At 62.3% G+C, this 24,595-nt stretch carries 22 protein-coding genes; 16 read left to right on the forward strand and 6 right to left on the reverse strand.

Translation table 11 applies throughout. From position 1 onward, the window contains the following. The first annotated feature begins 63 nt into the window (after window positions 1-63). A complete protein-coding gene (locus tag BLW80_RS18805) occupies window positions 64-1,044 on the forward strand; it encodes an acyltransferase family protein (RefSeq protein ID WP_244528338.1) in 981 nt (326 codons plus the stop codon). Between the two features lie 2 nt (window positions 1,045-1,046). After that, on the forward strand, window positions 1,047-2,486 hold the full coding sequence (locus BLW80_RS18810; protein ID WP_093759934.1) for an oligosaccharide flippase family protein: 1,440 nt from the start codon (window positions 1,047-1,049) through the stop codon (window positions 2,484-2,486). 13 nt (window positions 2,487-2,499) lie between these two features. Here BLW80_RS18810 and BLW80_RS18815 read toward each other — a convergent pair whose 3' ends face one another. Beyond that, window positions 2,500-3,696, reverse strand: coding sequence for an endo-1,4-beta-xylanase (locus tag BLW80_RS18815; protein WP_244528398.1), 1,197 nt, complete (start codon window positions 3,694-3,696; stop codon window positions 2,500-2,502). Window positions 3,697-3,804: 108 nt separating this feature from the next. Between BLW80_RS18815 and BLW80_RS18820 the strand changes: the two genes are divergently transcribed. The 13 genes from BLW80_RS18820 (at window position 3,805) to BLW80_RS18880 (ending at window position 16,727) form a co-directional block, all read left to right on the forward strand. Next, complete coding sequence (locus tag BLW80_RS18820; protein ID WP_093759187.1) at window positions 3,805-4,599, forward strand: WecB/TagA/CpsF family glycosyltransferase; 795 nt, start codon at window positions 3,805-3,807, stop codon at window positions 4,597-4,599. Beyond that, window positions 4,596-5,876, forward strand: a complete 1,281-nt coding sequence (locus BLW80_RS18825) for a glycosyltransferase (RefSeq protein ID WP_093759188.1) — start codon at window positions 4,596-4,598, stop codon at window positions 5,874-5,876. The genes BLW80_RS18820 and BLW80_RS18825 overlap by 4 nt, the downstream gene beginning before the upstream one ends. Before the next feature lie 8 nt (window positions 5,877-5,884). Then, window positions 5,885-7,075, forward strand: a complete 1,191-nt coding sequence (locus BLW80_RS18830) for a glycosyltransferase family 4 protein (RefSeq protein ID WP_093759189.1) — start codon at window positions 5,885-5,887, stop codon at window positions 7,073-7,075. Further along, window positions 7,072-7,479 (forward strand): hypothetical protein, encoded by a 408-nt coding sequence (locus BLW80_RS18835; protein WP_170849731.1) that lies wholly within the window; start codon window positions 7,072-7,074, stop codon window positions 7,477-7,479. The genes BLW80_RS18830 and BLW80_RS18835 overlap by 4 nt, the downstream gene beginning before the upstream one ends. Window positions 7,480-7,498: 19 nt before the next feature. After that, complete coding sequence (locus tag BLW80_RS18840; protein WP_093759190.1) at window positions 7,499-7,894, forward strand: hypothetical protein; 396 nt, start codon at window positions 7,499-7,501, stop codon at window positions 7,892-7,894. Between the two features lie 252 nt (window positions 7,895-8,146). Further along, complete coding sequence (locus BLW80_RS18845) at window positions 8,147-9,307, forward strand: acyl-CoA dehydrogenase family protein (protein ID WP_093759191.1); 1,161 nt, start codon at window positions 8,147-8,149, stop codon at window positions 9,305-9,307. Window positions 9,308-9,671: 364 nt separating this feature from the next. After that, window positions 9,672-10,679 (forward strand): ABC transporter substrate-binding protein, encoded by a 1,008-nt coding sequence (locus BLW80_RS18850; protein ID WP_244528339.1) that lies wholly within the window; start codon window positions 9,672-9,674, stop codon window positions 10,677-10,679. A gap of 1 nt (window position 10,680) precedes the next feature. Beyond that, the gene (locus BLW80_RS18855) at window positions 10,681-11,496 is read left to right on the forward strand and encodes an ABC transporter ATP-binding protein (protein ID WP_093759192.1); all 816 of its coding nucleotides are present in this window, start codon (window positions 10,681-10,683) and stop codon (window positions 11,494-11,496) included. After that, window positions 11,489-12,313 carry an ABC transporter permease gene (locus BLW80_RS18860; protein ID WP_093759193.1) on the forward strand — a complete coding sequence of 275 codons (825 nt, stop codon included), beginning with the start codon at window positions 11,489-11,491 and terminating at the stop codon, window positions 12,311-12,313. The genes BLW80_RS18855 and BLW80_RS18860 overlap by 8 nt, the downstream gene beginning before the upstream one ends. 213 nt (window positions 12,314-12,526) lie before the next feature. Further along, entirely contained in the window at window positions 12,527-13,459 is a 933-nt protein-coding gene (locus tag BLW80_RS18865) for a sulfonate ABC transporter substrate-binding protein (protein WP_244528400.1), read from the forward strand. Next, a complete protein-coding gene (gene ssuD, locus BLW80_RS18870) occupies window positions 13,456-14,616 on the forward strand; it encodes an FMNH2-dependent alkanesulfonate monooxygenase (RefSeq protein WP_093759195.1) in 1,161 nt (386 codons plus the stop codon). The genes BLW80_RS18865 and ssuD overlap by 4 nt, the downstream gene beginning before the upstream one ends. A gap of 59 nt (window positions 14,617-14,675) precedes the next feature. After that, complete coding sequence (locus tag BLW80_RS18875; protein WP_093759196.1) at window positions 14,676-16,067, forward strand: LLM class flavin-dependent oxidoreductase; 1,392 nt, start codon at window positions 14,676-14,678, stop codon at window positions 16,065-16,067. A gap of 57 nt (window positions 16,068-16,124) precedes the next feature. After that, entirely contained in the window at window positions 16,125-16,727 is a 603-nt protein-coding gene (locus BLW80_RS18880; RefSeq protein WP_093759197.1) for an RBBP9/YdeN family alpha/beta hydrolase, read from the forward strand. Between the two features lie 28 nt (window positions 16,728-16,755). On the opposite strand, the gene BLW80_RS18885 is transcribed toward BLW80_RS18880, so the two are convergent. The 4 genes from BLW80_RS18885 to BLW80_RS18900 are packed head-to-tail and all read right to left on the reverse strand — an operon-like array spanning window position 16,756 to window position 21,981. After that, on the reverse strand, window positions 16,756-18,528 hold the full coding sequence (locus BLW80_RS18885) for a dipeptide ABC transporter ATP-binding protein (RefSeq protein WP_093759198.1): 1,773 nt from the start codon (window positions 18,526-18,528) through the stop codon (window positions 16,756-16,758). Beyond that, on the reverse strand, window positions 18,525-19,439 hold the full coding sequence (locus tag BLW80_RS18890; RefSeq protein ID WP_093759199.1) for an ABC transporter permease: 915 nt from the start codon (window positions 19,437-19,439) through the stop codon (window positions 18,525-18,527). Before BLW80_RS18890 ends, BLW80_RS18885 begins: the two co-directional genes overlap by 4 nt. Next, a complete protein-coding gene (locus tag BLW80_RS18895) occupies window positions 19,436-20,353 on the reverse strand; it encodes an ABC transporter permease (protein ID WP_093759200.1) in 918 nt (305 codons plus the stop codon). The genes BLW80_RS18890 and BLW80_RS18895 overlap by 4 nt, the downstream gene beginning before the upstream one ends. 8 nt (window positions 20,354-20,361) lie before the next feature. Continuing rightward, window positions 20,362-21,981, reverse strand: coding sequence for an ABC transporter substrate-binding protein (locus tag BLW80_RS18900; protein WP_093759201.1), 1,620 nt, complete (start codon window positions 21,979-21,981; stop codon window positions 20,362-20,364). A gap of 296 nt (window positions 21,982-22,277) precedes the next feature. On the opposite strand from BLW80_RS18900, the gene BLW80_RS18905 reads away from it, so the two are divergent. Further along, complete coding sequence (locus tag BLW80_RS18905; RefSeq protein WP_093759942.1) at window positions 22,278-23,615, forward strand: LLM class flavin-dependent oxidoreductase; 1,338 nt, start codon at window positions 22,278-22,280, stop codon at window positions 23,613-23,615. Between the two features lie 64 nt (window positions 23,616-23,679). Here the strand turns inward: BLW80_RS18905 and BLW80_RS18910 are convergent, their stop codons facing one another. Beyond that, window positions 23,680-24,522 (reverse strand): CmcJ/NvfI family oxidoreductase, encoded by an 843-nt coding sequence (locus tag BLW80_RS18910; RefSeq protein ID WP_093759202.1) that lies wholly within the window; start codon window positions 24,520-24,522, stop codon window positions 23,680-23,682. Window positions 24,523-24,595: the final 73 nt, after the last annotated feature.

The following is a 24,595-nucleotide window of genomic DNA, read 5'->3' on the forward strand; positions in this document are numbered from 1 at the left end:
GCAACGCAGACAATGTCCGGGGCGGCGCGGCCGCTGGCTCAAACGAGGACAGCCAGCCGGGATGTGGCCATCGACAGCATGCGCGGCCTCGCCATTCTGATGGTGATCGGCATCCATTCGCTGCAGCAACCGCTCGATGCTTCGTGGAAGACCATGCTCGATGCGGCTCTGCGCCCCTGTGTGCCGATCTTCCTGTTCGCATCCGGCTATCTGACCGCGCTGTCGGGCCGCGTTCCACTCGGCAAGCGCGTCATGGCCGCATTGATCCCCTATGCGATCGCTTTCGCTGCGGCCTATCTCTACATGGCGCTGCAGAACCCGGCGATGGATCACCGCCCAACGACAACGGCTGCCCGCTTCGTGCTCGCTTACGTGTTCGTGTATTATTATGTCTTCGTTTATCTCGGCTGTACGCTCATGCTCTGGCTCACCCTATGGTTTGCCCATCGTGTGCCGACCCAAGCCAATGAGCGACTGCGCCTCGTCCTGATGCTCGCCCTCGTCTTCGGACTGATTATCGGCAGCTATGTCGATCCCCTGCTGATACAGCGCGGGCTGTCCGAAGGGCTGATCGAGGAAGTGCGCATGCGTGATATCCCGTTCTGGTTCAGCTTCGTGGCGCTGGGAATGCTGGTCGCCGGATCGACGGCGCGGCTGGCCCTTCCACGGATGCGCCTGACGCTGACCGCGGCGGCACTGCTGGCCTATGTGATCTATGTGGCAGCGAGACTGCTCAAGATCGGCGACGCCGCCGATTATGATTCGATGGCGTTCTTCGGCTATGCGGCGGCGCTCTGCGTCCTGTTGCTCGCACTCGGCGTCCGCGCGCCGATCCTGGCCATGCTCGGATCCGGCAGCTACTTCATCTATCTCTGGCATATTTTCATTGTCATGGCCTTGCGCGATCATGGCGGACTGCGCCAGTTCGGCCCGGTTGCGGGGACATTTCTGATGTATGCGATCACTGTCGCCCTGAGCCTTATCGCACTGCTCGCCGTGCAACGATGGGCGCCCCCGCGCGCGGCCCGCTGGCTCGGAGCCTGACCATGCTGCTGAAGCGCACGATCCTTTATCTTCCCGCTCAGATCGTCGGACCAATGTTCCAGCTGGTCGCGATGATCGTGTGGACCCATGTGGTCAACGAGCATACGCTGGGTGTGATCACGCTGATCACGGCGACGCACGAACTGCTGCAGATCGCATTCCTGGCCTGGTGGTCGCAATATGCGCTGCGCTTCTTCGGTCGCTATCAGGATGGCGAACAGGCCGAACGCTTCTATCGCACCGAGAATGTCGTCATTCTTGTTTCGCTGGTGCTGCAGAGCGCCGCCGTGATCGGTGTGCTCTATACGGTGATTGCGACTGACACCAACCCGGCGCTGCTCGGCGCTACCGTCGCTTATGTCATCAGCCGCTCGCTCAATCTCTATATCGCTGAACGCGCCCGGGTCCGGCACCAGATCGGCGTCTATTCGATCCAGCAGATCGTCGGGCCGTCGATCGGCTTCATTCTTGGCCTGATACTCATCAAGCTGATCGGCCCATCGCCGGAATGGCCGCTGCTGGGCTATGCCGCCGCGCAGCTCTTTGCCGCTTTGGTCGTCCTGCCCCACATCGGCTACAGCCACCGCCTGTGGCCGATCGACCGCGAGATCATTCGCCATGCGGTGAGCTACGGCATTCCGCTGATCATCGGCGGTGCGCTGGGCTGGGTCGGTCTCAATGCCTCGCGCTTCATCGTCAACGACATGCTCGGCGTCGCCGCCGCCGGTCTCTTTGCCGTTGGTTATGGTCTGGGCCAGCGCGCCGCGGCAGTGGCTGCGATGCTGGTGACGGCCGCGGCGTTTCCGCTGGCGGTCAAGAGCATGGAGCAAGGCGGCAGCAAGGCTGCGATGCGCCAGCTCGCCGACAACAGTGCACTGCTCATCGGCATTCTCGCGCCAAGCATTGCGGGCATCTTCCTGCTACGGGCCGAGATCGTGCACCTGCTGATCGCTACGCCGTTTCAACAGGTGACGCTGGCAATTCTGCCTCTCTCGGCCCTGGCCGGTTCGATCCGCAACATCCGTGCCCATTTCGGCGATCAGGTGTTTCTCCTGCACAGCAAGACACAACTGATGATCGTGGTCTCCAGCATCGACGCGCTGGTGACGATCGTGGCGAGCTTCATCTGTATCCACTATTGGGGACTCGTCGGTGCGGCCGGCGCGACAGTGCTGTCCGCCATTGCCGCAGCGCTGGTCAGTTTCATCATCGGTTTTTCGAAATTCGGCCTGACCCTGCCCTGGGCGCATCTCGCCCGCATCGTCCTCGCAACCGGGGCCATGGCGGCACTGCTGACGCAACTGCCCGAAGCGCCCAACCATGTCCTGCTGGCAGCACATGTCGCCGCAGGCGCGGCGATCTACGTGTTGGTCCTTGCCATCCTTTACGGGCCGACGTTGCTTCGGATGCTGCGCCGGCAGCCGCAACTCTCGGAGCTCTAATGTTGTGAAATCGTCACGACCGTTTGGCGGTCTCCAGCGCTCGGGCCATTGCGTACCACAGCGGCTTTTTCTGCATGTTCTCATCGAACGGCAGCGGCCGTGGCAGTCGTTCTGCGAGAGGATTCTTCTTTCTCGCGGCGTCCGTATAGAATGAATAGTGATCGGACAGCTGCCACGCGATCACGGCCTTGACCGCCGGAACTTGCAGCACCGTTTCGAGGAATTTCCCGCCGGTCTCCGCGATCATCTTGTCGCGCGTGGCCACATCATCCGGGAACGTGTCGTCACGAACATCGAACTCGGTGATATAAATGTCGACCTTGCGTTCGGCGAGCGCGTGGACGAATTCCAGAAACCGCTGGGGATCATGCGGATAGCGCGGCTGCAAGTGGCCCTGCAGGCCGACGACATCGAGCCGGACGCCGGCATGCTGCAATTCATCGACCAGACGCAACAATCCCGCGCGCACCGCGAGACCGACATCGTCATCGCGTTCCGCCTGTGCCTCATTGAGCACAAACTTGGTCTTCTTATCCACCGCACCGGCGCGCGTGAAGGCACGCTTGATATAATCGGTTCCAAACGCATCGTACCACGGTCCGAGACGATAGCCGCCAGGGGCCTTATGGCCGGGCCAGAACGGCTCGTTGACGATGTCCCATGACTGCAACTGGCCCGCATAACGACCGACCACCTCATCAATATAACTATCGAAGAAGGCCTGCCGTTCGGGATTGCTCATCGACTTGATCCATTGCGGCACCCATTCGTTCCAGATCAGACAATGACCGCGCATGGGAATGCGATTGCTCGCACAAAATTGGTGCAATCGATCGGCGCTCTCGAATCGCTTCGGACCCGCCATCGGCGCAAGCGTGCCCATTTTCAGAGCGATATCCGTCGTTATAATTTTCGTCTGTGTTGTGTAAAGCTCACGATATCCAACATCCTTGTCGATCACCGGCCCTGCAGCCGCGCCAAACATCAAACCATTTTTTGCCGCAATTGTACCAAGGCTCTGCATTTGAGTCGCGCCGAGTGCATGTTGTTGCATAGCGACTGTCGCACCGGCGATGACTGCGAGCGACTTTCTCCTTGAACATTCGAACATATCCACTCTCCATCGATTCAAAATCGTGACTGCTATCTTTTCCATATTGCGCGACAGCATCGCCATCGTTGCGTCGCAATAGTTCGTTTTGATGTCCATCACGTCGAGGGGATGATTTTCGACTCACTTTTCTTCGCTGCATCGATAGCAAGCAAGTGTGCACTTCGTTCAAGCGTAACTCGGCCACATCGTCATCAGGGGAACGACATGTTGCAGACGCAGGCGCCACACGCCCGAAATCTCACCGTTGATGGTGTCACCGTCAATATTTCATCACTCAATGAAGCCGTTTCGTCGATCGTCGATGCCGTCGAACATGGCGAGAACTTCAGTGTATGTACGCTCAACCTCGATCATGTTGTCCAACTGCAACAAAAGCCTGATTTTCGCGCCGCCTATCGTCGCGCACGCTTTGTAACCGCTGATGGTTTTCCGATTGTGGTCCTAAGCCATCTTTTGGGCACACCAATTACGCGAACAACCGGCGCCGATCTCGTGGCTCCCTTGTGCGAAGCCGCCGGCAAGAGAGGCCTTCCGATCTTTCTGTTCGGCTCGGATACGCCGACGCTCGAAAAGACCGCGACCGAATTGCGCAGGAGATATGAGGGCTTGCAGATCGCTGGCACTTTCGCGCCTGGTCGTGGTTTCGATGCTTACTCGACCGAGGCCGATGCAGCGATTGCACAGATCCGTGCATCCGGTGCAAAGTTGTGCTTCCTCGCGCTCGGCGCACCGCGACAGGAATTGTTCGCCTCGCGTTGTATCGATGAGCTCGACGGCACTGCCTGCCTGTGCATCGGCGCGGCGCTCGATTTTATCGCGGGCACACAGGTTCGCGCACCGATGTTCACCCAGCGCGCCGGCCTCGAATGGGTCTGGCGCATGTTGAAAGATCCACGCCGCCTTGCGCCTCGTTACGCTCGCTGCGCGGCCGCCGTGCCACGTTTGATTGCCGGCACGCTTCCACAAATCCTGAATGCCCGCATGAGGAAAGCCGCATGACCTCGACACTCACTCTGGGGCTTCGCGCCCGAAATTCCGCCCCGGCCAAGCGCCGCTATCAGATCTGCCTCATCCACCCGTTCGATCCGCGCGGCCAGAAGGTTGGCGGGCTGGAGACCTATATCCGCGACTTCATCACGTTCCATCCCACAGACACGGACATCCTGTTCGTTGGCGTGGATTCGATCGGCGACCTCAAGCTCGGCGAAGTGCGACGCCTGACCTTCCGCGGACGCGACTTCGACTTCCTCCCCATTCTGCACTATTCCGACCAGCAGGCCCGCGAGGCCGCGCGCACCATCCGCTCGTCGCTGACCGGGCAGTTCTTCATGGCACTGCTCCGCCACTTCGGCCCGGTGTCGCGGCTGATCCGCGAGCGCGACTGCACCATCGATCTCCGCCGTGTCGAATTCTCCTGGCTGCCGACGCTGCTGCGCCGTCCGTTCATCCAGATGCTGCATGGCGAGGGCGCGCCGAAGTTGCAGATGGACTCGCTGCTGCGCAAATATTCGTTCGTGCACAATGCAGGCGAGCGCTTCGCGGTCACGACCAGCGCAAAATTTCTGTGCGTGAATCCGTTCATCACCGAACGGCTGCAAAAGACCTATCCCGGCCAGAGCGGCAAGATCGATACGCTGTGGACCTGGGTCAACACCGACATCTTCAAGCCACAACCATTTCCGGCGATGACCGAGCCGTTCCGAATCATCTTCGCGGGACGCCTTGACGAGTTCAAGGATCCGCCGTTGATGTTCAGCACCATCGCCCGCCTGCGCGAGCGGCTGCATGGCCATCTCGAATTCCATTATATCGGGACCAGCGATCCGCATCGCTTTGCCGAATTCGCCGCGATCGAAGACATCACGATCCGGCACGGCTTCAAGGACGCTGTCGGCATGGCCGCAACATTGGCCAATGCCCATGCAGGCATCCTGACGTCCGAGTTCGAGGGCATGCCGCGCTGCGTGCTCGAGACGCTTGCGGTCGGCCGCCCGGTCGTCGCCGTGCACCTGCCGCAACTGGAGTCAGTAATTCATGATGGCGAGAGCGGCTATCTCATTTCCCGCAGCTCATCCCGCGACGAGATGATCGAGAACCTAGCCCAACGTTTCCTCGATACCCGCAATGCGATCGGCACAGGCGAAATCAACCCGGTGCAGGTTGCCAGCGCGATCGATAATTTCACACCAGCAACACAGCTGGCGCGCGTCTTTACCTATCACCAGGACATCCAGAATGCGCGCAACATGACGATGACGCCCTCCGCGGCACACTGAGGTTATTTGTGAATATCCTGTTGCTATCGAGCGAATATGCTCCCGCACGCGGCGGGATAGGCACCTACGCCCATGAGATCGCATTGGCCGCAACGCAGCTCGGCGCGCGGGTGACGCTGGTCGCTCCCGATTACGCACAGGATATGTCAGCCGACGATCGCGCCATGCCCTTCGCAATCCACCGCTTCAGCGGCGGATTGCATTCGGCGCGTGATCTGCCTGCCAAGATCATGCTGGCGCGCAGCCGGATCGGTACGGCCCCGTTCGATGTGGTGCATGCCGCCGACTGGCCCTTCTTCATTCCGGTCGCACTCGCGCGCGGCCGCACGCCGGCCCGAATGCTGATGACCGTGCACGGTACAGAGATCAATGAGACTCAGACGCCACTGAAGCGACTGGCGATCCGCTTCAGTGGCGTGTTCGGGCCGCGCACCGAGGTCGCTGCCAATAGCAACTTCACACGCGAGCTGTTTCGCAAAAGATTCACGATCGACGAACGCCGCATCCATGCCATTCGCCTTGGCGTCTCCGATTTCTGGTCGGGCCGGCGTAGCGACCGCGCTGCCACGCGTGCGATCTATGACATTGCGCCCGACCGGATCGTCATGGTCACTGTGGCGCGGCTCACGCGGCGCAAGGGACACCACCTCACACTCGCCGCACTCGCGCAGCTTCCTGACGAATTACGTCAGCGCGTCACCTGGCTGGTCATCGGTCCGCAGGGAGAGGCTGACTATGTCGATGAGCTTCGCGGCATGATCGCGGCGTCCGACTGCGACGTCAGGCTGCTCGGCGCGCTATCGAATGAGGAAATTCGCGACATCTACGGTGCGGCGGACTTCTTTTGCCTGACCGGTGTGCCGGATTCATCCGGCCGCGTCGAAGGCTTCGGTCTCGTCTATCTCGAGGCCGGTGCCACGGGTCTGCCGAGCGTCGCAAGCAATATCGGAGGTGTGCCCGATGCGGTGCTCGCCGGCCAGTCTGGCCTTCTGGTCGCTCCCCGCGTCGACATGATCACCCATGTGATCCGGCAATTGGCCGAGGACGATGAGCTGCGGGCGCGCCTCGGCGCTGGCGCCGCCGCACATGCGCGTGATCTGTCGTGGGAACGCTGCGCCGCAGAAACCTATGGTTTGAAACGGCCATCACCGTCGGAGGATGCCTTGCAGACGGGATCGGAGCTGAGGGCATCGGCATGAAACAGCTCGCTGCCATCGTCACATTGCTCGTGCTCACCGCAAGCACCGCGCATGCCGACAATTGCAACAAGAGCCGGGAATATCTGCTCGGCGGCCTTGCAGGCGATCTCACCATGCCGCCACAGGCCTATGAAGGCCTGTTCAAGGTCTGCACCGCGACGGCGACGATGCCGAACGTCAAAGATGTCTACATCCTGAAGGATGGGGGCATCGCGGTGATTCCGAAACAGGACACGGTGGCCGCCACCGCGGCGACGCTGTCGCGATTCTGCGACGCCAACCCCAGAGCCACGCTACGCTTCATCTCCGCCAAGGAGCTCGTGCTAACGAAATCGACATCGGGCATTGTGCAGATGTCGTCAGGCTCTGCAACATCGTGTAAGAAGATCAAGGGTCTCACCTGAGCCAGAGGGAAATGCCGCCATGCTGAAGCGCATCTTTCGCTCCTCGTCCGAGACATTCCGGACGCGCTCCCCGGAACGCGATCGCATCACCGATGAACGGCTGGTTCTTGCCATTGCGGCGACCATCGACTCCGGCCTGCGCAGCGCAGAATACGAGCATGACGGCCTGAAGCGTCGGCTGGAAGACGTCATCTCCATCGCCGCAATTGTCGGCGGTAACGAGATCGAGGACGTCAACAGCCAGTCGGACCCACGGGCGGAACTCCTGCAGAAATCGGATGACGAGATTCGCATCGGCGAAGCACGGCTGCGGACGCTCGAAAACAATATCGAGCATTTCAGATCGCTGAAGCGGGACCTGAAGCGGCGTTTCCCGAGCATCAATCTCGATGCCGCCGAACCCGCGCCGAAATAGCGGTTTTCCACCGGTCAAGACCAGCCGATCAAGATTCGGCCAATCAGCACGCTATGCGAGGGTCAGTGACGCCACGACCCTCTTCAGGGTGATCGATGCCTCGTAGCCGAGTTCGATACGATCAGGCATACTGGTCGTGTTAATGCTATCCCTCACCTCGTCGCCGGCCACCACCCGTACCGTGATCGGCCCCGCCTGCCTCAATCCTGCCCCAGGACTTCGCCCAAGGGGGCGACCGGAGTATCTGCTTCCATGACTGATCGCGCCGACGCCATTGCCGCCAGGATCGAGACCTTCATTCGCGCCGAAGTCATCCCCTATGAGAAAGATCCGCGGACAGGTGCTCACGGCCCGAGCGACGAACTGGTGCAAGAGCTGCGCGACAAGGCCCGCAAGGCCGGCGTTTTGACCCCGCACATTCTTGCGGATGGGTCGCATCTGACGCAGCGCGAAACGGCAAAGGCCCTGATCAAATCCGGTCTTTCGCCGCTGGGTCCGCTTGCCTGCAACACGATGGCGCCCGATGAGGGCAATATGTACCTGCTCGGCAAGGTCGGCACAGCCGAACAGAAGACGCGTTTTCTGGAACCGCTGGTGTCGGGCAAAGCACGTTCGGCATTCTTCATGACCGAGCCGGCAGACGAAGGCGGCGCTGGCTCCGATCCGTCGATGATGCAGACCACCTGCAAACTCGATGGCAATCACTGGGTCATCAACGGGCGGAAGAAGTTCATCACCGGCGCGGAAGGCGCCAAGGTCGGGATCGTCATGGCGAAGTCCGAGGATGGCGCCTGCATGTTTCTCGTCGACCTGCCCGATCCTGCGATCCGCACCCTGCGTGTGCTGGATACGATCGACAATTCGATGCCCGGCGGCCATGCGGAGATCGAGATCGATAACCTGCGTGTGCCTGCAGACCAGATGCTTGGCGCGTCAGGCGACGGTTTCAAATACGCGCAAATCCGCCTTAGCCCCGCGCGCCTGTCGCATTGCATGCGTTGGCTGGGTCTTGCGATCCGCGCCAACGAGATCGCAACCGACTATGCCTGTCGCCGCCATGCATTCGGAAAGGCCCTGATCGATCATGAAGGCGTCGGCTTCATGCTGGCGGAAAACCTGATCGACATCAAACAGTCGGAATTGATGATCGACTGGTGCGCCGACGTGCTCGACACCGGCTCGCTCGGCACGGCCGAAAGCTCGATGGCCAAGGTCGCCGTATCGGAAGCGCTGATGCGGATCGCCGACCGTTGCGTGCAAGTGATGGGCGGCACCGGTGTGTCAGGCGAAACCATCGTCGAACAGGCCTTCCGGGAAATCCGCGCGTTCCGCATCTATGACGGCCCGACCGAAGTCCACAAATGGTCGCTCGCCAAGAAGATCAAGCGCGACTGGAAGTCGCAGCAGCAATGACGCGCATGGCGAAAGCGTGACTGTTTGATTGAGCGCTGCGACCATTCAGGGATGCCGTCAGGAAGTCGATCGGCATCCGGAGGCAGCGCGTGGGTGCTGAAATTTCCAGACGTCTCGCTTGGGAGAGCCCCCCAATCAGCAACCCTGCCCTGAAACTGCTGACCGACAGGTCAACGACGTTCTCTCGGACAAGCAATTCCGAGAAAAACTCTCCTACATTCACCGTCGTGCCAGCAGGCTTCTTCCGAACATGGTGCCATCGCATCTGCACGCTGGACCATTTTGCTGATTTCCTGAAGTGTAATTGCGAATTGTTGAAACCGCGACACTTGGCTCGCACGAGCCGGCATTGAAGAAACACACCATGAAGACAGCAAAATTTCTGCACGTCGGCGCGCTCGCATTGGGCTTTGTCGCGGCGACTATGCAAGGCGTTCGCGCCGAGACGGCCCAACTCCGTATCGCGCAGCAATTCGGGATCGCCTATCTCCCGCTCATCGTCGCGAGCGAACGAGGTTTGATCGAGGACGAGGCCAAGGCACTTGGCATCACGCCGCCGAAGATCGAATGGCTGCGGCTCTCGGGCGCCGCATCGATGAACGAAGCACTGATTTCCGGCGGTCTCGATTTCGCGACCGCCGGCATCACGCCAATGATCCTGACCTGGGACAAGACGCGAACCACCGCCAAGATCATCGGTGTCGCCGCCTTGGGATCGATGGCCAATATCCTCACCACCAACAATCCGAACGTCAAGACACTGGCCGACTTCACCGAGAAGGACCGCATCGCGCTGCCGTCAGTCAAGGTCGGTTTCCAGCCGATCGTGCTGCAGATGGCGGCCGACAAGGCGTTCGGCAAATACGACAAGCTCGACGAGCTCACCGTCAGCATGCCGCATCCGGACGCAACGGCGCAGATCCTGTCGGGTCGCTCCGAGATCACGGCACACTTCACCTCGCCGCCGTTCTCGCAACAGCAACTCGCCAGCGGCAAGGTGCACCAGGTGCTGAACAGCTACGACGTGCTCGGCGGCCCGCATACTTTCAACGTGGTCTATGCCACCACAAAATTCGTCAACGACAATCCGAAGACGATCCAGGCCTTCGTGCGCGGGCTCGACCGCGCCAATGACTGGATCAAGGCCAATCCGAAAGAAGCCACCGCTCTCTACATCAAGGCGGAAAACTCGAAGCTTGCGCCGGATTTCGTCGAGAGCATCATTCGCGACAAGAACATCAACTTCACCACAATTCCCGAGGGCGCGCAGAAATTCGCCGACTTCGAAGCCAAGGTCGGCCTCATCAAGCAAGCGCCGGCGTCATGGCGGGATCTGTTCTGGTCCGGCCTCGGGGAAAAGCCGGGAAGCTGACGTGAACGTCACACCGCGATCGGCTGACTTCGTCGGTGACGCCGTAACGGCGCCGCTGCTGGCGCTCGACCATGTCAGCATCAGCTATCCCACCCGCGACGGCATCCTCACGGCCGTCGAGGATGTCAGCTTCACACTCTCGGCCGGCGAGCGATTGGTGCTGCTCGGCCCGTCGGGCTGCGGCAAGTCCACGCTGCTGCGTACGGTGGGCGGTTTCCTGAAGCCCAGCACCGGCGAGATCCGGCTACACGGGCGGCGCATCGATGCGCCTGGCCCCGATCGTATGACGGTGTTTCAGGAGTTCGACCAGTTGCTGCCGTGGCGCACGGTGCTGGGCAATGTCCGTTACGCGCTGGAGCGCGGCAAGTCGCTGCCGCGCCGGCAGGCGGAGGATGTCGCGCGTCATTGGCTCAGCCGCGTCGGGCTGAAGAATTTCGTCGATGCCTATCCGCATACGCTGTCCGGCGGCATGAAGCAGCGCGTCGCCATCGCCCGTGCCTTCGCGCTCGAGCCGACGCTGCTGCTGATGGACGAACCGTTCGCTGCACTGGATGCGCTGACGCGTCGACAGATGCAGGACGAACTGCTCAAGCTGTGCGAGGAGACCGGGAGCACGGCGCTATTCGTCACCCATGGCATCGACGAGGCGATCCGCGTCGGCACCCGCATCCTCGCACTGACGCCGCATCCCGGCCGGCTGGCCGCGGCATTCGACGTGCCACCCGACACCCGCATCCGCGGCACCGCGCGCTTCGCCGAGCTGGAACGACAGATCCAGCAGAGCGTGTTCGCCGATCCGGAAACCGAATATGTTTGATATCGCTGCGCCGAAACTGGTGCGCGCGCCCGCTTTGCGGCGCGTGTTCGATGGTACGCCGTGGCGCCGTGCCGTGATCCTCGCGGGCTTTGCGCTGATCTGGGAGCTTTATGCGCGCTGGCTCGACAACGCGCTGCTGCTGCCGACCATGGGCGCGACTTTGTCGGCGCTGTGGGCGGCTATCGTCTCCGGTGAACTGCCGGACCGCACCCTGACGTCGCTGCGCGTCCTGATCACCGGCTATGCGCTGGGCGTCGCCGTCGCCGCGATCCTCACCACCCTCGCCGCGCTGTCACGTTGGGGCAACGAAGCGCTCGGGCTGCTGACATCCATGTTCAATCCGCTTCCCGCCATCGCGCTGCTGCCGGTTGCGCTGCTGTGGTTCGGCATCGGCACGCCGAGCCTGATCTTCGTTATCGTCCATTCGGTGCTGTGGCCGGTGGCGCTGGCCTGCTATGGCGGCTTTCTCGCCGTGCCGCCGACGCTGCGGATGGCTGGCCGCAATCTCGGCCTGTCCGGCGGCCGGTTCGTGGTGGAGATCCTGGTGCCTGCAGCGTTTCCGCAAATCCTGTCGGGCCTACGGATCGGCTGGGCCTTCGCATGGCGAACCTTGATCGCGGCCGAACTGGTATTCGGCGTCAGCGCGCGCTCCGGCGGTCTCGGCTGGTTCATCTACACCAGCCGTGCACAGTTGGAGACGGCCAGCGTGTTCGCGGGACTGCTCACGGTCATCCTGATCGGCCTCATTGTTGAAGGCGTGATCTTCCGGACGTTGACGCGGATTACCGTTCAGCGCTGGGGCCAGGAGCAGGCCTGAGCGAGCAATCTGCGGCGGCAATACCGGAAGCACAACGTTCTCCGGATGGCGGCATTGTGCAGAGCGATCAACCCATGATCGTCCCGGTTTTTGGAATTCCCCAGATCGCCTGCTTGGGACTCTAATGCGTCATCAGTGATGGTGCCTTTCACGCCCCAATGCAGGACAACGACAATGCATGCCAGACGAATGATCTTGAAAGCCGCCATCGCCATGGGTCTCGGCGTGGCTGTCGTCTCCGCTCCCGCGCTGATCGGTTCCGGATCGGCACACGCGCAGGAGAAGACCGTCCGGATTGGCTTCCAGAAATACGGCAAGCTGGTTCTGCTGAAGAGCAAAGGCAGCCTTGAGCCACGCCTGAAGGCACTTGGCTGGAACATCAAGTGGACGGAGTTTTCGGCAGGCCCCGCGCTGCTGGAAGCCATCAATGTCGGTGCGCTCGATTTCGGTAACACCGGCGAGGCGCCGCCGATCTTCGCGCAGGCCGCTGGCGCACCGATCCGCTATGTCGCCTACGAGCCGCCAGCGCCCAAGGGCGAAGCGATCCTGGTGCCGAAAGGCAGTCCGATCAAATCGGTCGCCGAGCTGAATGGCAAGAAGGTCGCGCTCAACAAGGGCTCCAACGTTCACTATCTCCTCGTCAAGGCGCTGGAGAAAGCCAATGTCAAATATTCCGACATCACCCCGGTGTTCCTGGCGCCGGCTGACGCGCGAGCGGCGTTCGAGCGCGGAGCCGTGGATGCCTGGGTGATCTGGGATCCGTTCCAGGCGGCCGCTGAAGCCGCAATTGAGGCGACGGTTCTTGCCGACGGCACCGATACCGTGTCGAACTACCAGTTCTATCTGTCATCGCAGAAATTCCTGGAATCCGATCCCAAGGTGGTCGATGCGATTCTCGAAGGCCTGCGGGAAGTCGACGACTGGGCCAAGACAGACATCAAGGCCGTGGCCGAACAGCTGAGCCCCTCGGTCGGCCTGCCGGTTCCTGTCCTGGAGGTCGCGCTCAAGCGGCAGGCCTACGGGATCAAGCCGATTGATCGCAAGGTCATCACCGAGCAGCAGCAACTGGCCGATACGTTTCTGGCGCTCGGACTGATCCCGAAAGCCATTGCCGTAGCCGACGCCGCCGGGACACCCGCACCATGACGGCCGTCGACGACGCTCTCAAGATTCTCTGGTTCCTGCCGACCAGCGGCGATGGCCACTATCTCGGAACCACGGCCGGTGCGCGCGAGGTCGATTTCGACTATCTGCGGCAGATTGCGCGTGCCGCGGACAAGCTCGGCTATTACGGGGCCCTACTCCCGACCGGGCGCAATTGCGAAGACTCCTGGGTCATCGCATCGGCCATCGCGCCGTGGACGGAACGATTGCGCTATCTCGTCGCCGTGCGCCCCGGACTGCAGTCGCCCACGGGGGCGGCGCGTATGACTGCCACGCTGGATCGCCTGACCAACGGACGGTTGCTCATCAACATCGTGACGGGCGGCGATGCCGTCGAGAACAAGAGCGATGGCGTCTTCCTCGATCACGACGAACGCTATGAAGTCACGCGTGAGTTTCTGAATGTTTACGCGCGGGAGCTCGCCGGCGAAGCCGTCACTGTCGCGGGCAAACACATCACGGTCGAAGACGGTCGTATCCTCTATCCACCGATCCAGACACCTCATCCGCCGTTCTATTTTGGCGGTTCGTCGGATGCCGGCATCGATGTCGCCGTCGATACCGTCGACAAATACCTGACCTGGGGCGAGCCCCCGGCCCAGGTCGCGGAGAAGATTGCACGCGTGCGCGGGATTGCCGAGCAGCGAGGCCGCAAGATCACGTTCGGCATTCGGCTGCATGTCATCGTACGCCATACCAACGAGGCCGCATGGAAGGCCGCCGACGAACTAATCGAGCATCTCACCGACGACACGATCGCATCCGCGCAGCAAATTCTCGGGCGAATGGATTCCGTCGGCCAGCAGCGCATGTCGCAATTGCACGGCGGCCGGCGCGACCGGCTCGAGGTCAGCCCGAATCTGTGGGCCGGCGTTGGCCTGGTGCGCGGCGGCGCCGGCACGGCGCTGGTCGGCGATCCCGCCACCGTCGCCGCACGCATCCGCGAATATCAGGACCTCGGCATCGATACGTTCATCCTGTCCGGCTATCCGCATCTCGAAGAGGCCTATCGGTTTGCCGAACTGGTGTTTCCGCTGCTGTCGTTGCAACAAACCAGCAATGTCCGGCAGTTCCGCGCCAATACCGGCCCGTTTGGAGAGCCACTCGCAGATCACCGCCGGGCGACCGCAAAAGTTTGATGCGCCGCCAGCCTTGATCCCAGCGGCGCAATGACGCCGCGGCATCTGGAGGACACCACGTGACCAAGCAGATTCGCCTCAACGCATTTGCCATGAACTGCGTGGCGCACCAGTCGCCCGGCCTGTGGACGCATCCCGACGATCGCTCCAGCGACTATAATCGCCTGCCCTACTGGCTCGATCTCGCGCGAACGCTGGAACGCGGACGGTTCGACGGCCTCTTCCTTGCAGATGTGCTCGGCGTCTACGACGTGTTCGGCGGCAATCCGGACGCGGCATTGCGCAATGCCGCACAGGTGCCGGTGAACGACCCGCTGCTGCTGGTGTCGGCGATGGCTGCCGTCACCGAGAATCTCGGTTTCGGCGTGACCTGTACGCTGTCCTACGAGCCGCCCTATCCATTCGCGCGCCGGATGTCGACCCTCGACCACCTCACCGACGGCCGTATCGGCTGGAACATCGTTACCGGCTATCTCGACAGCGCCGCCAAGGGTATGGGCAAGGCCAGCCAGAACGCCCATGACGACCGCTACAACGTCGCCGAAGAATATATGGAGGTCGTCTACAAACTGTGGGAAGGCAGCTGGGAAGACGACGCCGTGCAGCGCGACAAGGCGCGCGGCATCTTCACCGACCCATCGCGCGTTCACCGCGTCCAGCATTATGGCGAGAACTACACGCTCGACGCCATCCATCTCTCCGAGCCGTCACCGCAACGAACGCCGGTGCTGTATCAGGCCGGAACGTCGCTGCGCGGAAAACTGTTCGCCGCGCAACACGCCGAATGCGTGTTCATGTCCGGTCCGTCCGCAAAGGTGATCGCGCCGCGCGTCGCTGCGATCCGCGCGCTTACGGCAGAGACCGGGCGCGATCCGTCGGAAATCCTGATGTTCAGCATGATGACGGTGATCCTCGGCCGCACCGAGGAGGAAGCCGCCGCGAAACATGCGGAGTATCGTCGCTATATCAACCACGAAGGCGCCCTGACGCTGATGTCCGGCTGGACCGGCGTCGATTTCTCGACCTATGACCTCGACCAGAAGGTGGAGCACGTCCACAACGAGGCCGGCCGCACCGCGATGGACAACATCACCCGCGCCGATCCCGATCGCACCTGGACGGTACGCGAAGTCGCCGAGCATGTCGGCATCGGTGGCATCGGGCCAATCGTGGTCGGAACGCCCGAACAGGTGGCGGACGCCATCGAGGACTGGGTCGCACAGACCGACGTCGATGGCTTGAACCTCGCCTTCGCGATCTCGCCGGGCAGCTTCGAGAACATCGTCGATCTGCTGGTGCCGGAACTGACCCGGCGCGGCATCTACAAGAGTGCCTATGCGCCCGGTACTCTTCGCGAAAAACTGTTCGGTGCCGGTCGCGCACGGCTGCAGGCGCCGCATCCAGCCTCGTCGTTCCGCCACGCTCTGCCATCCGCTATCGCCGCGGAGTAACGACTCGAAGTCGGCCTACCGCTCGGGCTGGCACCAAAGCAGCAGAGGGATCGACGCATGCGAGGCGCTCTGATCATTCCGGGCCTTCACGGCTCACCGGCCGGCCACTGGCAGACCCTGTTGCAGAGCCATACGCCGTTAGCGCGCCGTGTCGAGCAGGACGACTGGGACGCACCTGTGCTCGATCGCTGGGTGGAGCGACTTCTGTCGAGCGCGGATGCCAATCCCGGCGCGATCGCAGTCGCCCACAGTCTCGGCTGTATCCTCATTGCTCATACAGCGCTGCGGGTGCCGGACATCAAAATCGGCGGCGCACTTCTGGTCGCACCGGCCGATGTGGAAACGAACACCGACGCATTCCCGCAATTGCGCAACTTTGCACCGATGCCGACGACATCCCTGCCGTTTCCGAGCATCGTCGTCGCCAGCAGCAACGATCCCTTCATGTCGCTGCAACGAGCGCGCATGCTGGCCGAGAGCTGGGGCTCGGACTTCGTCAATATGGGCGAAGCCGGCCACATCAATATCGCGTCGGGCTATGGCGCGTGGCCGGCCGCGCATGGCATGGTCGATGCGCTGGCAGCGAAAGCCGAGACGGCACGGCACCCGCCACGGCCATTCGGAAGCCGCACGACCGGCAAACGGGTGTCGGCGTCGTAGAGTGTTTCAAGCCGTCTTATCGTTCCGTTCAAACCGATCGTGCCGTCGAAAGGCCAGCCGTCGCCGCATTTGCAGACGAACGCACGAAGGCACTCTCGATCGCGGGGATCGATGACAACAAGGCCCTGGTGTAGTCATCGGCCGGGTTGGAAAATACCTGATCGACCGGTCCGGATTCGACGATCCGCCCGCGGTGAAACACCAGCACGCGATCCGCGATATGCTGGACGACGCCCAGATCGTGCGAAATGAACAGCAGCGCTGTACCGAGGCGCGCCTGCAGTTCGCTCAGCAGGTCCAGAACCTGGGCCTGGATCGAAACATCCAGCGCCGACACCGGCTCGTCGCAGACAATGATGTCCGGCTCAGCCGCCAGTGCACGTGCAATCGAGACTCGCTGCCGCTGGCCGCCCGACAGCGAGCGGGGAGTGCGACCGAGATGACCCGCGTTCAGCCCGACCTGCTCGAGCAGCGCGACGATGCGGTCGCGCTTTGCGCGCGCATCGCCGGTCAGGTTTTCGGCAATCACATCAGCGACCCGGTAGCGCGGATCGAAACTGCTGAGGGCATCCTGCGGGATATATTGCAGCCTTGCCCGCAGCGCGCGCCGCTCGGCCTCCGCCACCCCGGACCAGCGCTGCCCGAGCAGGCGCACCGCGCCCTCATCCGGCGCGAGCAGGCCGAGCACGATCTTGGCGCATGTCGACTTGCCCGAACCGGACTCGCCGACAATGCCTACGACCTCACCGGCCTTGACCGAGAAAGTTACTCGGTCGAGCGCCGGCGGCGATATCGCGCCGACCGCAGCCGATCGCCGCTGGACATAATGTTTAGAAATGCCCTCAACCTGGAGCACCAAAGCTTCATCCGACGGCTTTCGGACCGGCAGCGGCTCCCGGACGATGACAGACCCGACGGCGCCGTTCCCTTCGACGCTTGCAACGTCAAATCGGGCAGACGCGAGCAGATGTCCCTTTGAATCAGCGGATGGGATCGCAGCGAGAAGCTGTCGCGTATAGGGATGGCGCGGACGGCGCAAGACATCGGCCGTGGCTCCGCTGTCCACGATGCGGCCGTCGCGCATCACGATCACTCGATCCGCGATTCCAGCCACGACAGCGAGATCGTGGCTGATCAGCAGCAGCCCGGCGCCTTCCCGCACGCGCTCGGCCAATACGGCCAGCACCTGCGCCTGGACGGTGACGTCCAGCGATGTGGTCGGTTCGTCTGCGATGATGAGATCTGGATCAGCTGCAATGGCCGACGCAATCAGTGCGCGCTGGCGCAAACCGCCGGAGAGTTGATGCGCATATTGTGCAGCTCGATGTTCGGGATCCGGAATGCCGACCTTGCGCAGCACATCGGTGACACGTGCGGCAACTGTGTGTCGCCCACGTAACGTCCGATGCGCGGAGAGCACCTCGCCGACTTCCTGGCCGATGGTGCGTAGCGGATCCAGCGACACCAGCGCATCCTGCATGACAAGGCCGGTGACCGTGCCGCGCAGCTTGCGCCAGTCGGTTTCGCGAAACTGCAACGCATTGCGGCCCTTGATCTGGAATCGATCAGCGTCGACCTCGGCCCCATCGCCGGACAGGTTGAGCAGGCTGCGTGCCGTAATGCTCTTGCCCGATCCGGACTCGCCGACCAAAGCCACGCATTCGCCGCGGCGGATCGTCAGGTCGAAGTTCCGGACGATAGGCACGCCGCCATAGGCGCCGGCAAAACCGATCGAGAGGCCCTCGATATCGATTAGCAGATCATCGGGCTGTGGAACGACCAGATATGGTTTGTCGGTCATGCCAGCCGTCCTTCAAATCGTTTCTGGATGGCATTGCCGACCAGCGTGAAGGCGATCACCGTGAGCGTGATGGCGAGGCCGGGAAATACGCCCGGCCACCACGCCACGCGCAGCACGTCGCGACTCTCCGCCAGCATCACGCCCCATTCCGGCGTCGGAGGCTGCGGGCCGAGCCCCAGAAAGCTGAGGCCCGACACCGCGAGGATGGTATTGCCGATATAGACCGTCGCGATCACCGGCACGGCGACCAAGACATTCGGCAGCACATGGCGGATGAAGATCTGCCAGCGGCCGAGGCCATAGACGACCGCATGCGTCACATAATCGGCATCGCGCACCAATTGCGTTTGGGCACGGATGACGCGACCGAATTTCGGAATGCCGGCAATGCCGACCGCGATGGCGATGTTGAGCATACCCTGCCCCAGAAACGTGACCACCAACATCGCCAGCAGCACGCCGGGGAATGACGACAGCACGTCGAACACGCGCGACGTCGCCTCATCGAGGAAGCGGTTGCGCTGTCCGGCGAGAATGCCAAGCACGATGCCGAAGGCCAGACTGATCGCCATGCCGCCGAGCCCGATCAGGAGCGAATAGCGCGTGCCGTGGATGGTCCGCGCGAACACGTCGCGGCCGAGCCGGTCGGTGCCGAACAGATGCTCCCAGCTCGGCGGCTTCAGCCCCAGCGCATAATCCCCGATCAGCGGATCGAACTGGGTGAAGGCGCGTGGGAATGTCGCGGCCAGCAGCAGCACGAACAGAAACGCCAGAGAGATCGCAAGGCCCGGCGACAACAATCGCGGCGCGATCACGGCCGCCGTCGTCACTGGTTCCACCGCACCGGGCGGATTGACCTGCGGGTCGAGCGCGACGGACAAGTCCGCGAGCGAACGCGTTTGAATGTTCATTGCGCCCTCAGTCGCGGATCGATCAGCAGATACAGGATGTCGAGCACGGTCGAGGCTGCGACATGGATGAAAGCGGCCAGCAGCACCACGGCCAGCACCACCGGCACATCATGGGTCAGCACGGCGCCGAGCGTCACGGTGCCGAGACCCGGACGCCCGAAGACCTTCTCCGTGATCACAGCGCCGCCGAGCAGTCCGCCGATCAGCCAGCCACCCAGCGTCACCGCCGGCAGCAGGGCATGCCGGAGCACATGGCGCGCACGGATCACGAGCTCGCCGACGCCACGCGAACGCACCGTAGTGACGAAGGGCTGATCGAGCGTCTTTTCCATCGCCTCACGCAGCACCTGCGCGAGGAGGCCCGCCGTCGGCAGTGCCAGTGTCAGCGACGGCAGCACAATCGACTGCCAGCCACTGGTCCCGGACACCGGAAACCAGCGCAGCGTGAACGAGAACGCCATCAGCAGCAGGATGCCAAGCCAGAACACCGGCGTGGATGCGAATACCAATTCCAGAAAGGATGCGATCTGGCGCGAGATGCGCCCGCGGCCGGCTGTCAGCATCGCGAGCCCGACTGCGATCACGATGGCCAGAAGCCCGCCGAGCAGCGCAAGCTGCACGGTCGGCATCAGTTGTGATCCCACCACCTCGGTGACGGGCTGACGCAGCACATAGGACGTGCCGAAATCGCCCTGCAGGATGCGCAGAAGAAAATCCAGGTACTGCGCGGGCAGACTGCGATCGAGCCCCCACTCCGCCGCAATCGCCTCGCGCAGCCCTGGATATTCCAGATCGCCCGCCAGGATATCCTGGATGCGCCCCGGCAAGGCGTGCAGCGCCAAGAATGACACCGTCACACTTGACCAGGCCACCACGAGACTGGTGAGCAATCTGGAAATGACACGAGACCACATGATCTCGTCTACTTCGCCAGCCAGAAGTCATAGGCGCTCGACGGCGAGTCCAGACCCGCCTCGAAGCTCAGCCCGTTGACATTGTTCTTCGCCGCCAGAAACCAGCTCGGAGCGAACATCGGCACGATGAAGGCCTGATCGACGCCGAGCTTCTGGATTTCATCGGTGAGGGCACGCTTCTTCGTCACATCGGTCGAGCGCAGCGCTTCATCGATCAGACCCGTAATCTGCGGATCCGGATTGGCGATGTTGGAATACAGAAACCCTTTGGAGCCGAGCATGTCCCACAACTCCCGCGCCGGATCCGATGGATTGTCGGTGTTCGGATAGATCGTCCAGTTGCCGTTGGCGTTGTTCTTGGCATATTCGCCAGCGGTGATGATGCGCAGGTTGAGATCGAAGCCGATATTCTTGCGCAACGCGGCCTGGATGCCCTGGATCAGCACTTCGCGGTTGTCGCGGACGTAAGGCTGCGGATAGCCGACGTCGATCTTCAGGCGCACGCCGTTCTTGGTGCGGAAGCCTTCAGAATCGCGGCCGGTCCAGCCGGCTTCGTCGAGCAGCTTGTTGGCGCCCGCAATATTGTTGCCCCATGTACCAACCAGCGCCTTGTTATAGGCTGGGTTGGCCGGCCCGATGATGGACCATGCACGCGGCACGGTGCCGAGATAGACCTGCTTGACCAGCGGCTCGAGATCGAAGCCGTCTCGCAGCGCGCGCCGGACCCGCACGTCATCCGCCGGCGGAATGGTGTAGTTGATGTTAAACGTGAATGACGTGCTGGCGCCGGACGGGCCGGTCAGCAACTTGAACTCGGCCTGATCCGCAAACAGCGCCACGTCGGTCGGCTGCACGCCTTCGATCAGATCGACCTGTCCCGACGTCAGCGCACCGGCCCGCACTGCAGCCTCCGGCAAGAACCGCAGCGTCACGCGATCGAGATAGGCCGGGCCGGTATGCGCGGCATAACCCGGTCCCCACTTGTAATCCTTGTTGCGGACGAACACCGCCGACTGGCCGCGGCTGTAGCGCTCGAACACGAACGGCCCGCTGCCCGCGAGCAGCGGCCCGCCGCCGCACAGGTCGCCCTTGGCGAGGGCCTTTGGCGAGATGATGCCCAGTTTGACGTTGGATGTGGACTCCAGGAACGTCGAATCCGGCTGCGTCAGGATCAATTTGACGACATAGGGCGATACCACTTCGGCGCGATCGAAATATTGCAGCAGCGCGACTGCATTGGTGGCGTTTTCCGGCTTCTTGACGAAATCGTAATTCGCCTTTACCGCCGCCGCGTCGAACTTCTCGCCGTCGTGGAAGACGACGTCCTCGCGCAGCTTGTACGTATATTCCTTGCCGTCCGGCGAGATCGACCACTCCGTGGCCAGCCACGGCGCGAAGCTGCCATCGGTCTTCTTGCCAACCAGCGAGTCGATATAGTTGCGCGCCACGAAAAACGCGGCCTGCTGCGAGGCGCGATGCGGATCGAAGCAGCTCGGCTCGGTCGCAACGCCCCATGTAATGGCGCCGCCGGAGACCGGCCTGCCTTCCTGCGCCCGCGCAAGCTGCCCGCCAAGCATGACCGATACGATGGCGATCGACGCGCGCGCCGAAATACTAATCTTCCTCATTGGGGACCGTCCGTTGGTGTTTTTCACTACCAACCGCAGCAGCAACGTCTCGCATTTTCTGAAGTGATCAATGGCATGGAGTTGCCACTTCATCTGAGCGCTGCAACGCGGTAGCAATTTGTAGCGCGATCTAAATCTGCAATCCGCGCAAAGACAATGCACTTCGCGCGATCTCATCGTCGCGACACCAAGTTTGAAAGATCATTCGCGATGCGATGCGATCAGTGGGCGAATGTCATACGCGCAAGCCCAAAGACAACTGGATCGCTCTCCGTCTCGCCCATCAGGAATGCTCCATGAGTGAACGCAAACTGCATCTCAACGTGAACCTGCTCCATTCCGGGGTCTATGCATCGGCATGGCGGCTACCTGACAGCGATCCCGGCGCATTCTACGACGTGCAGCATTATGTAAATGTCGCGAAGATCGCCGAGCGCGGAAAATTCGACGCGATCTTTCTCGCCGACACGCCGGCCATCACCGACCGCATCGACCTGCGGCCGTTTCAATCCATGGAGCCGACCATCGTTCTGGCTAGCGTGGCTGCCGCGACCACGCATATCGGCCTGATCGCCACCGCATCCACGACGTATAACGAGCCATATAACATCGCACGGCGCTTCGCGACGCTCGACCATGCAAGCGGCGGCCGCGTCGGCTGGAATGCGGTGACCACGGCGGACGCGTCTGCGAGTCGCAATTTCGGCCTGTCGAACGTCCTCGAACACGGCTTGCGCTACGAGCGCGCAAAGGAATTCGCCGAGGTCGTGCACGCGCTGTGGGATAGCTGGGAAGACGACGCCTTTGTCGGCGACAAGGCGACGGCGCGTTTCGTCGATATATCGAAGGTCCACGCCATCGATCATCGTGGCACGCATTATACCGTGGCCGGTGCGCTGACCGTGCCGCGCTCACCGCAGGGCCGGCCGATCACCGTGCAGGCCGGCGGTTCAAGCGACGGCCGCGACCTCGCCGCGGCGCAGGCCGATGCGGTGTTCACGCTGTCGCAATCGATCGAGGACGGCGTCGCCTATGCGCGTGATCTGCGGGCGCGAGCCGTCGCCTATGGCCGCCCGTCGGATTCCATCGTGATCCTGCCGGGCCTCGCGACCATCATCGGCAGCACCGAGGCCGAGGCGCAGCGACGGCAGGATGAGTTGTGGGACCTGGTGCCGATCCAGTACAGCCTGTCGCGGCTCGCAGGAACACTGCATGTCCCGCCCGAGATCCTCGAACTCGACAAGCCATTGCCGGACATCCCACTGCCCGCCAATGCCAATCAGACGATGTTCAAGGGCACCGTTGCCATGGCCCGCAAGGATAATCTGACGGTGCGACAACTGCTCAAGGCGCTGGGCGGCGGCGTCGGCCATCGCATCATCGTCGGAACGCCCGAGGCGATCGCCGACGATATCGAGGCCTGGTTCAGGGCCGGTGCCGCCGATGGCTTCAACCTGATGCCTGATGTACTCCCGGCGGGCCTGGCCGTGTTCGTCGACGAAGTCGTCCCCCTATTGCAAAAGCGCGGCATCTTCCGCCGCGACTACGAGGGCACCACGCTGCGCGACCACTTCGGACTCGAACGTCCGCCCAGCCGCTACGCGAAGCGCCCCGCAGCGGCCGTCACGGCGTGATAGCACCATAGGTGACTGCTCCCGCCGCGATCGGCGGGAGCAGTCACGGTCGCGCTCACCTGCCCTATGGCGCGTGGAACACCAGCGCGCGCAGCTCGATGCTCTCGCGCGGCGGCGCATCCGCAGGCGCGGTCGGATCGGCGAAGGCCGTGTGCGGAGCGAAACGTGCGACGCCGTCTTTGGTCGAATCATAGCACTTCAGCAGCAATATCTCGTCGGGCGTCATATCCGGCACGTAGTACCAGCGATGCTGCGGATTGAATTTCACCGCGTAGGTTTCACCGATCCGGTGCTGATAGACCAGATCCGATCCGACCAGCTCGTCAAAGCGAACGGTCCGCGCATCGGCGACCGCCAGCGGCGAATCCTTCAACGGGCCGCGGATCGGACGCCACAGATTGATGATCTGCACGCGCCCCTTGAGCAATTCTTCCGCATCCTCCGGGAGCAGATCGCGAACACGTTGCGGGCCCGATCTATCGGTGTGATCGACATGCACCCGGGCGACGGGCTGGCGCGGGCCGTCGCCGCGGTCATTGACGCCATCGACGCGCTTGCGCACGGTATGATCGAAGATGAAGACGCGACTCGCGCCGGTGATGTCTTTCAGCAGCTTCTCGGCTTCGGGATAGTAGACGCCTTTGACGTTCTCATCATCGTAGAAGTCGGAGACCGCGCTGTGCTGGTGCGCCACCGCAAAGCCGTGTTCATCGAGCGACCACTGATCGATGCTCGGTCGCGCATCATGGATCGCAACCGCATGCGGCTCCGGCTCCGCAGTGGAGCGCGGCTCGCCGGCCGGAGGATCGAATGTATAGGTACGAGGGCGGCCATTGATCGGCGCCAGGTAGTTCAGGTCCGCGGTGACGAATGCACCGGCCGTGATCTTCTCGTTGAGCAATCCCATGATGGTTCTCCCGATTGACATGGGCTCATCACGCATTTCATGCGGCCCATTTGCTTCAATCTGATCCCGGCGA

It is taken from the genome of Tardiphaga sp. OK245 (assembly GCF_900108575.1).
GTDB classification, from domain to species: domain Bacteria; phylum Pseudomonadota; class Alphaproteobacteria; order Rhizobiales; family Xanthobacteraceae; genus Tardiphaga; species Tardiphaga robiniae.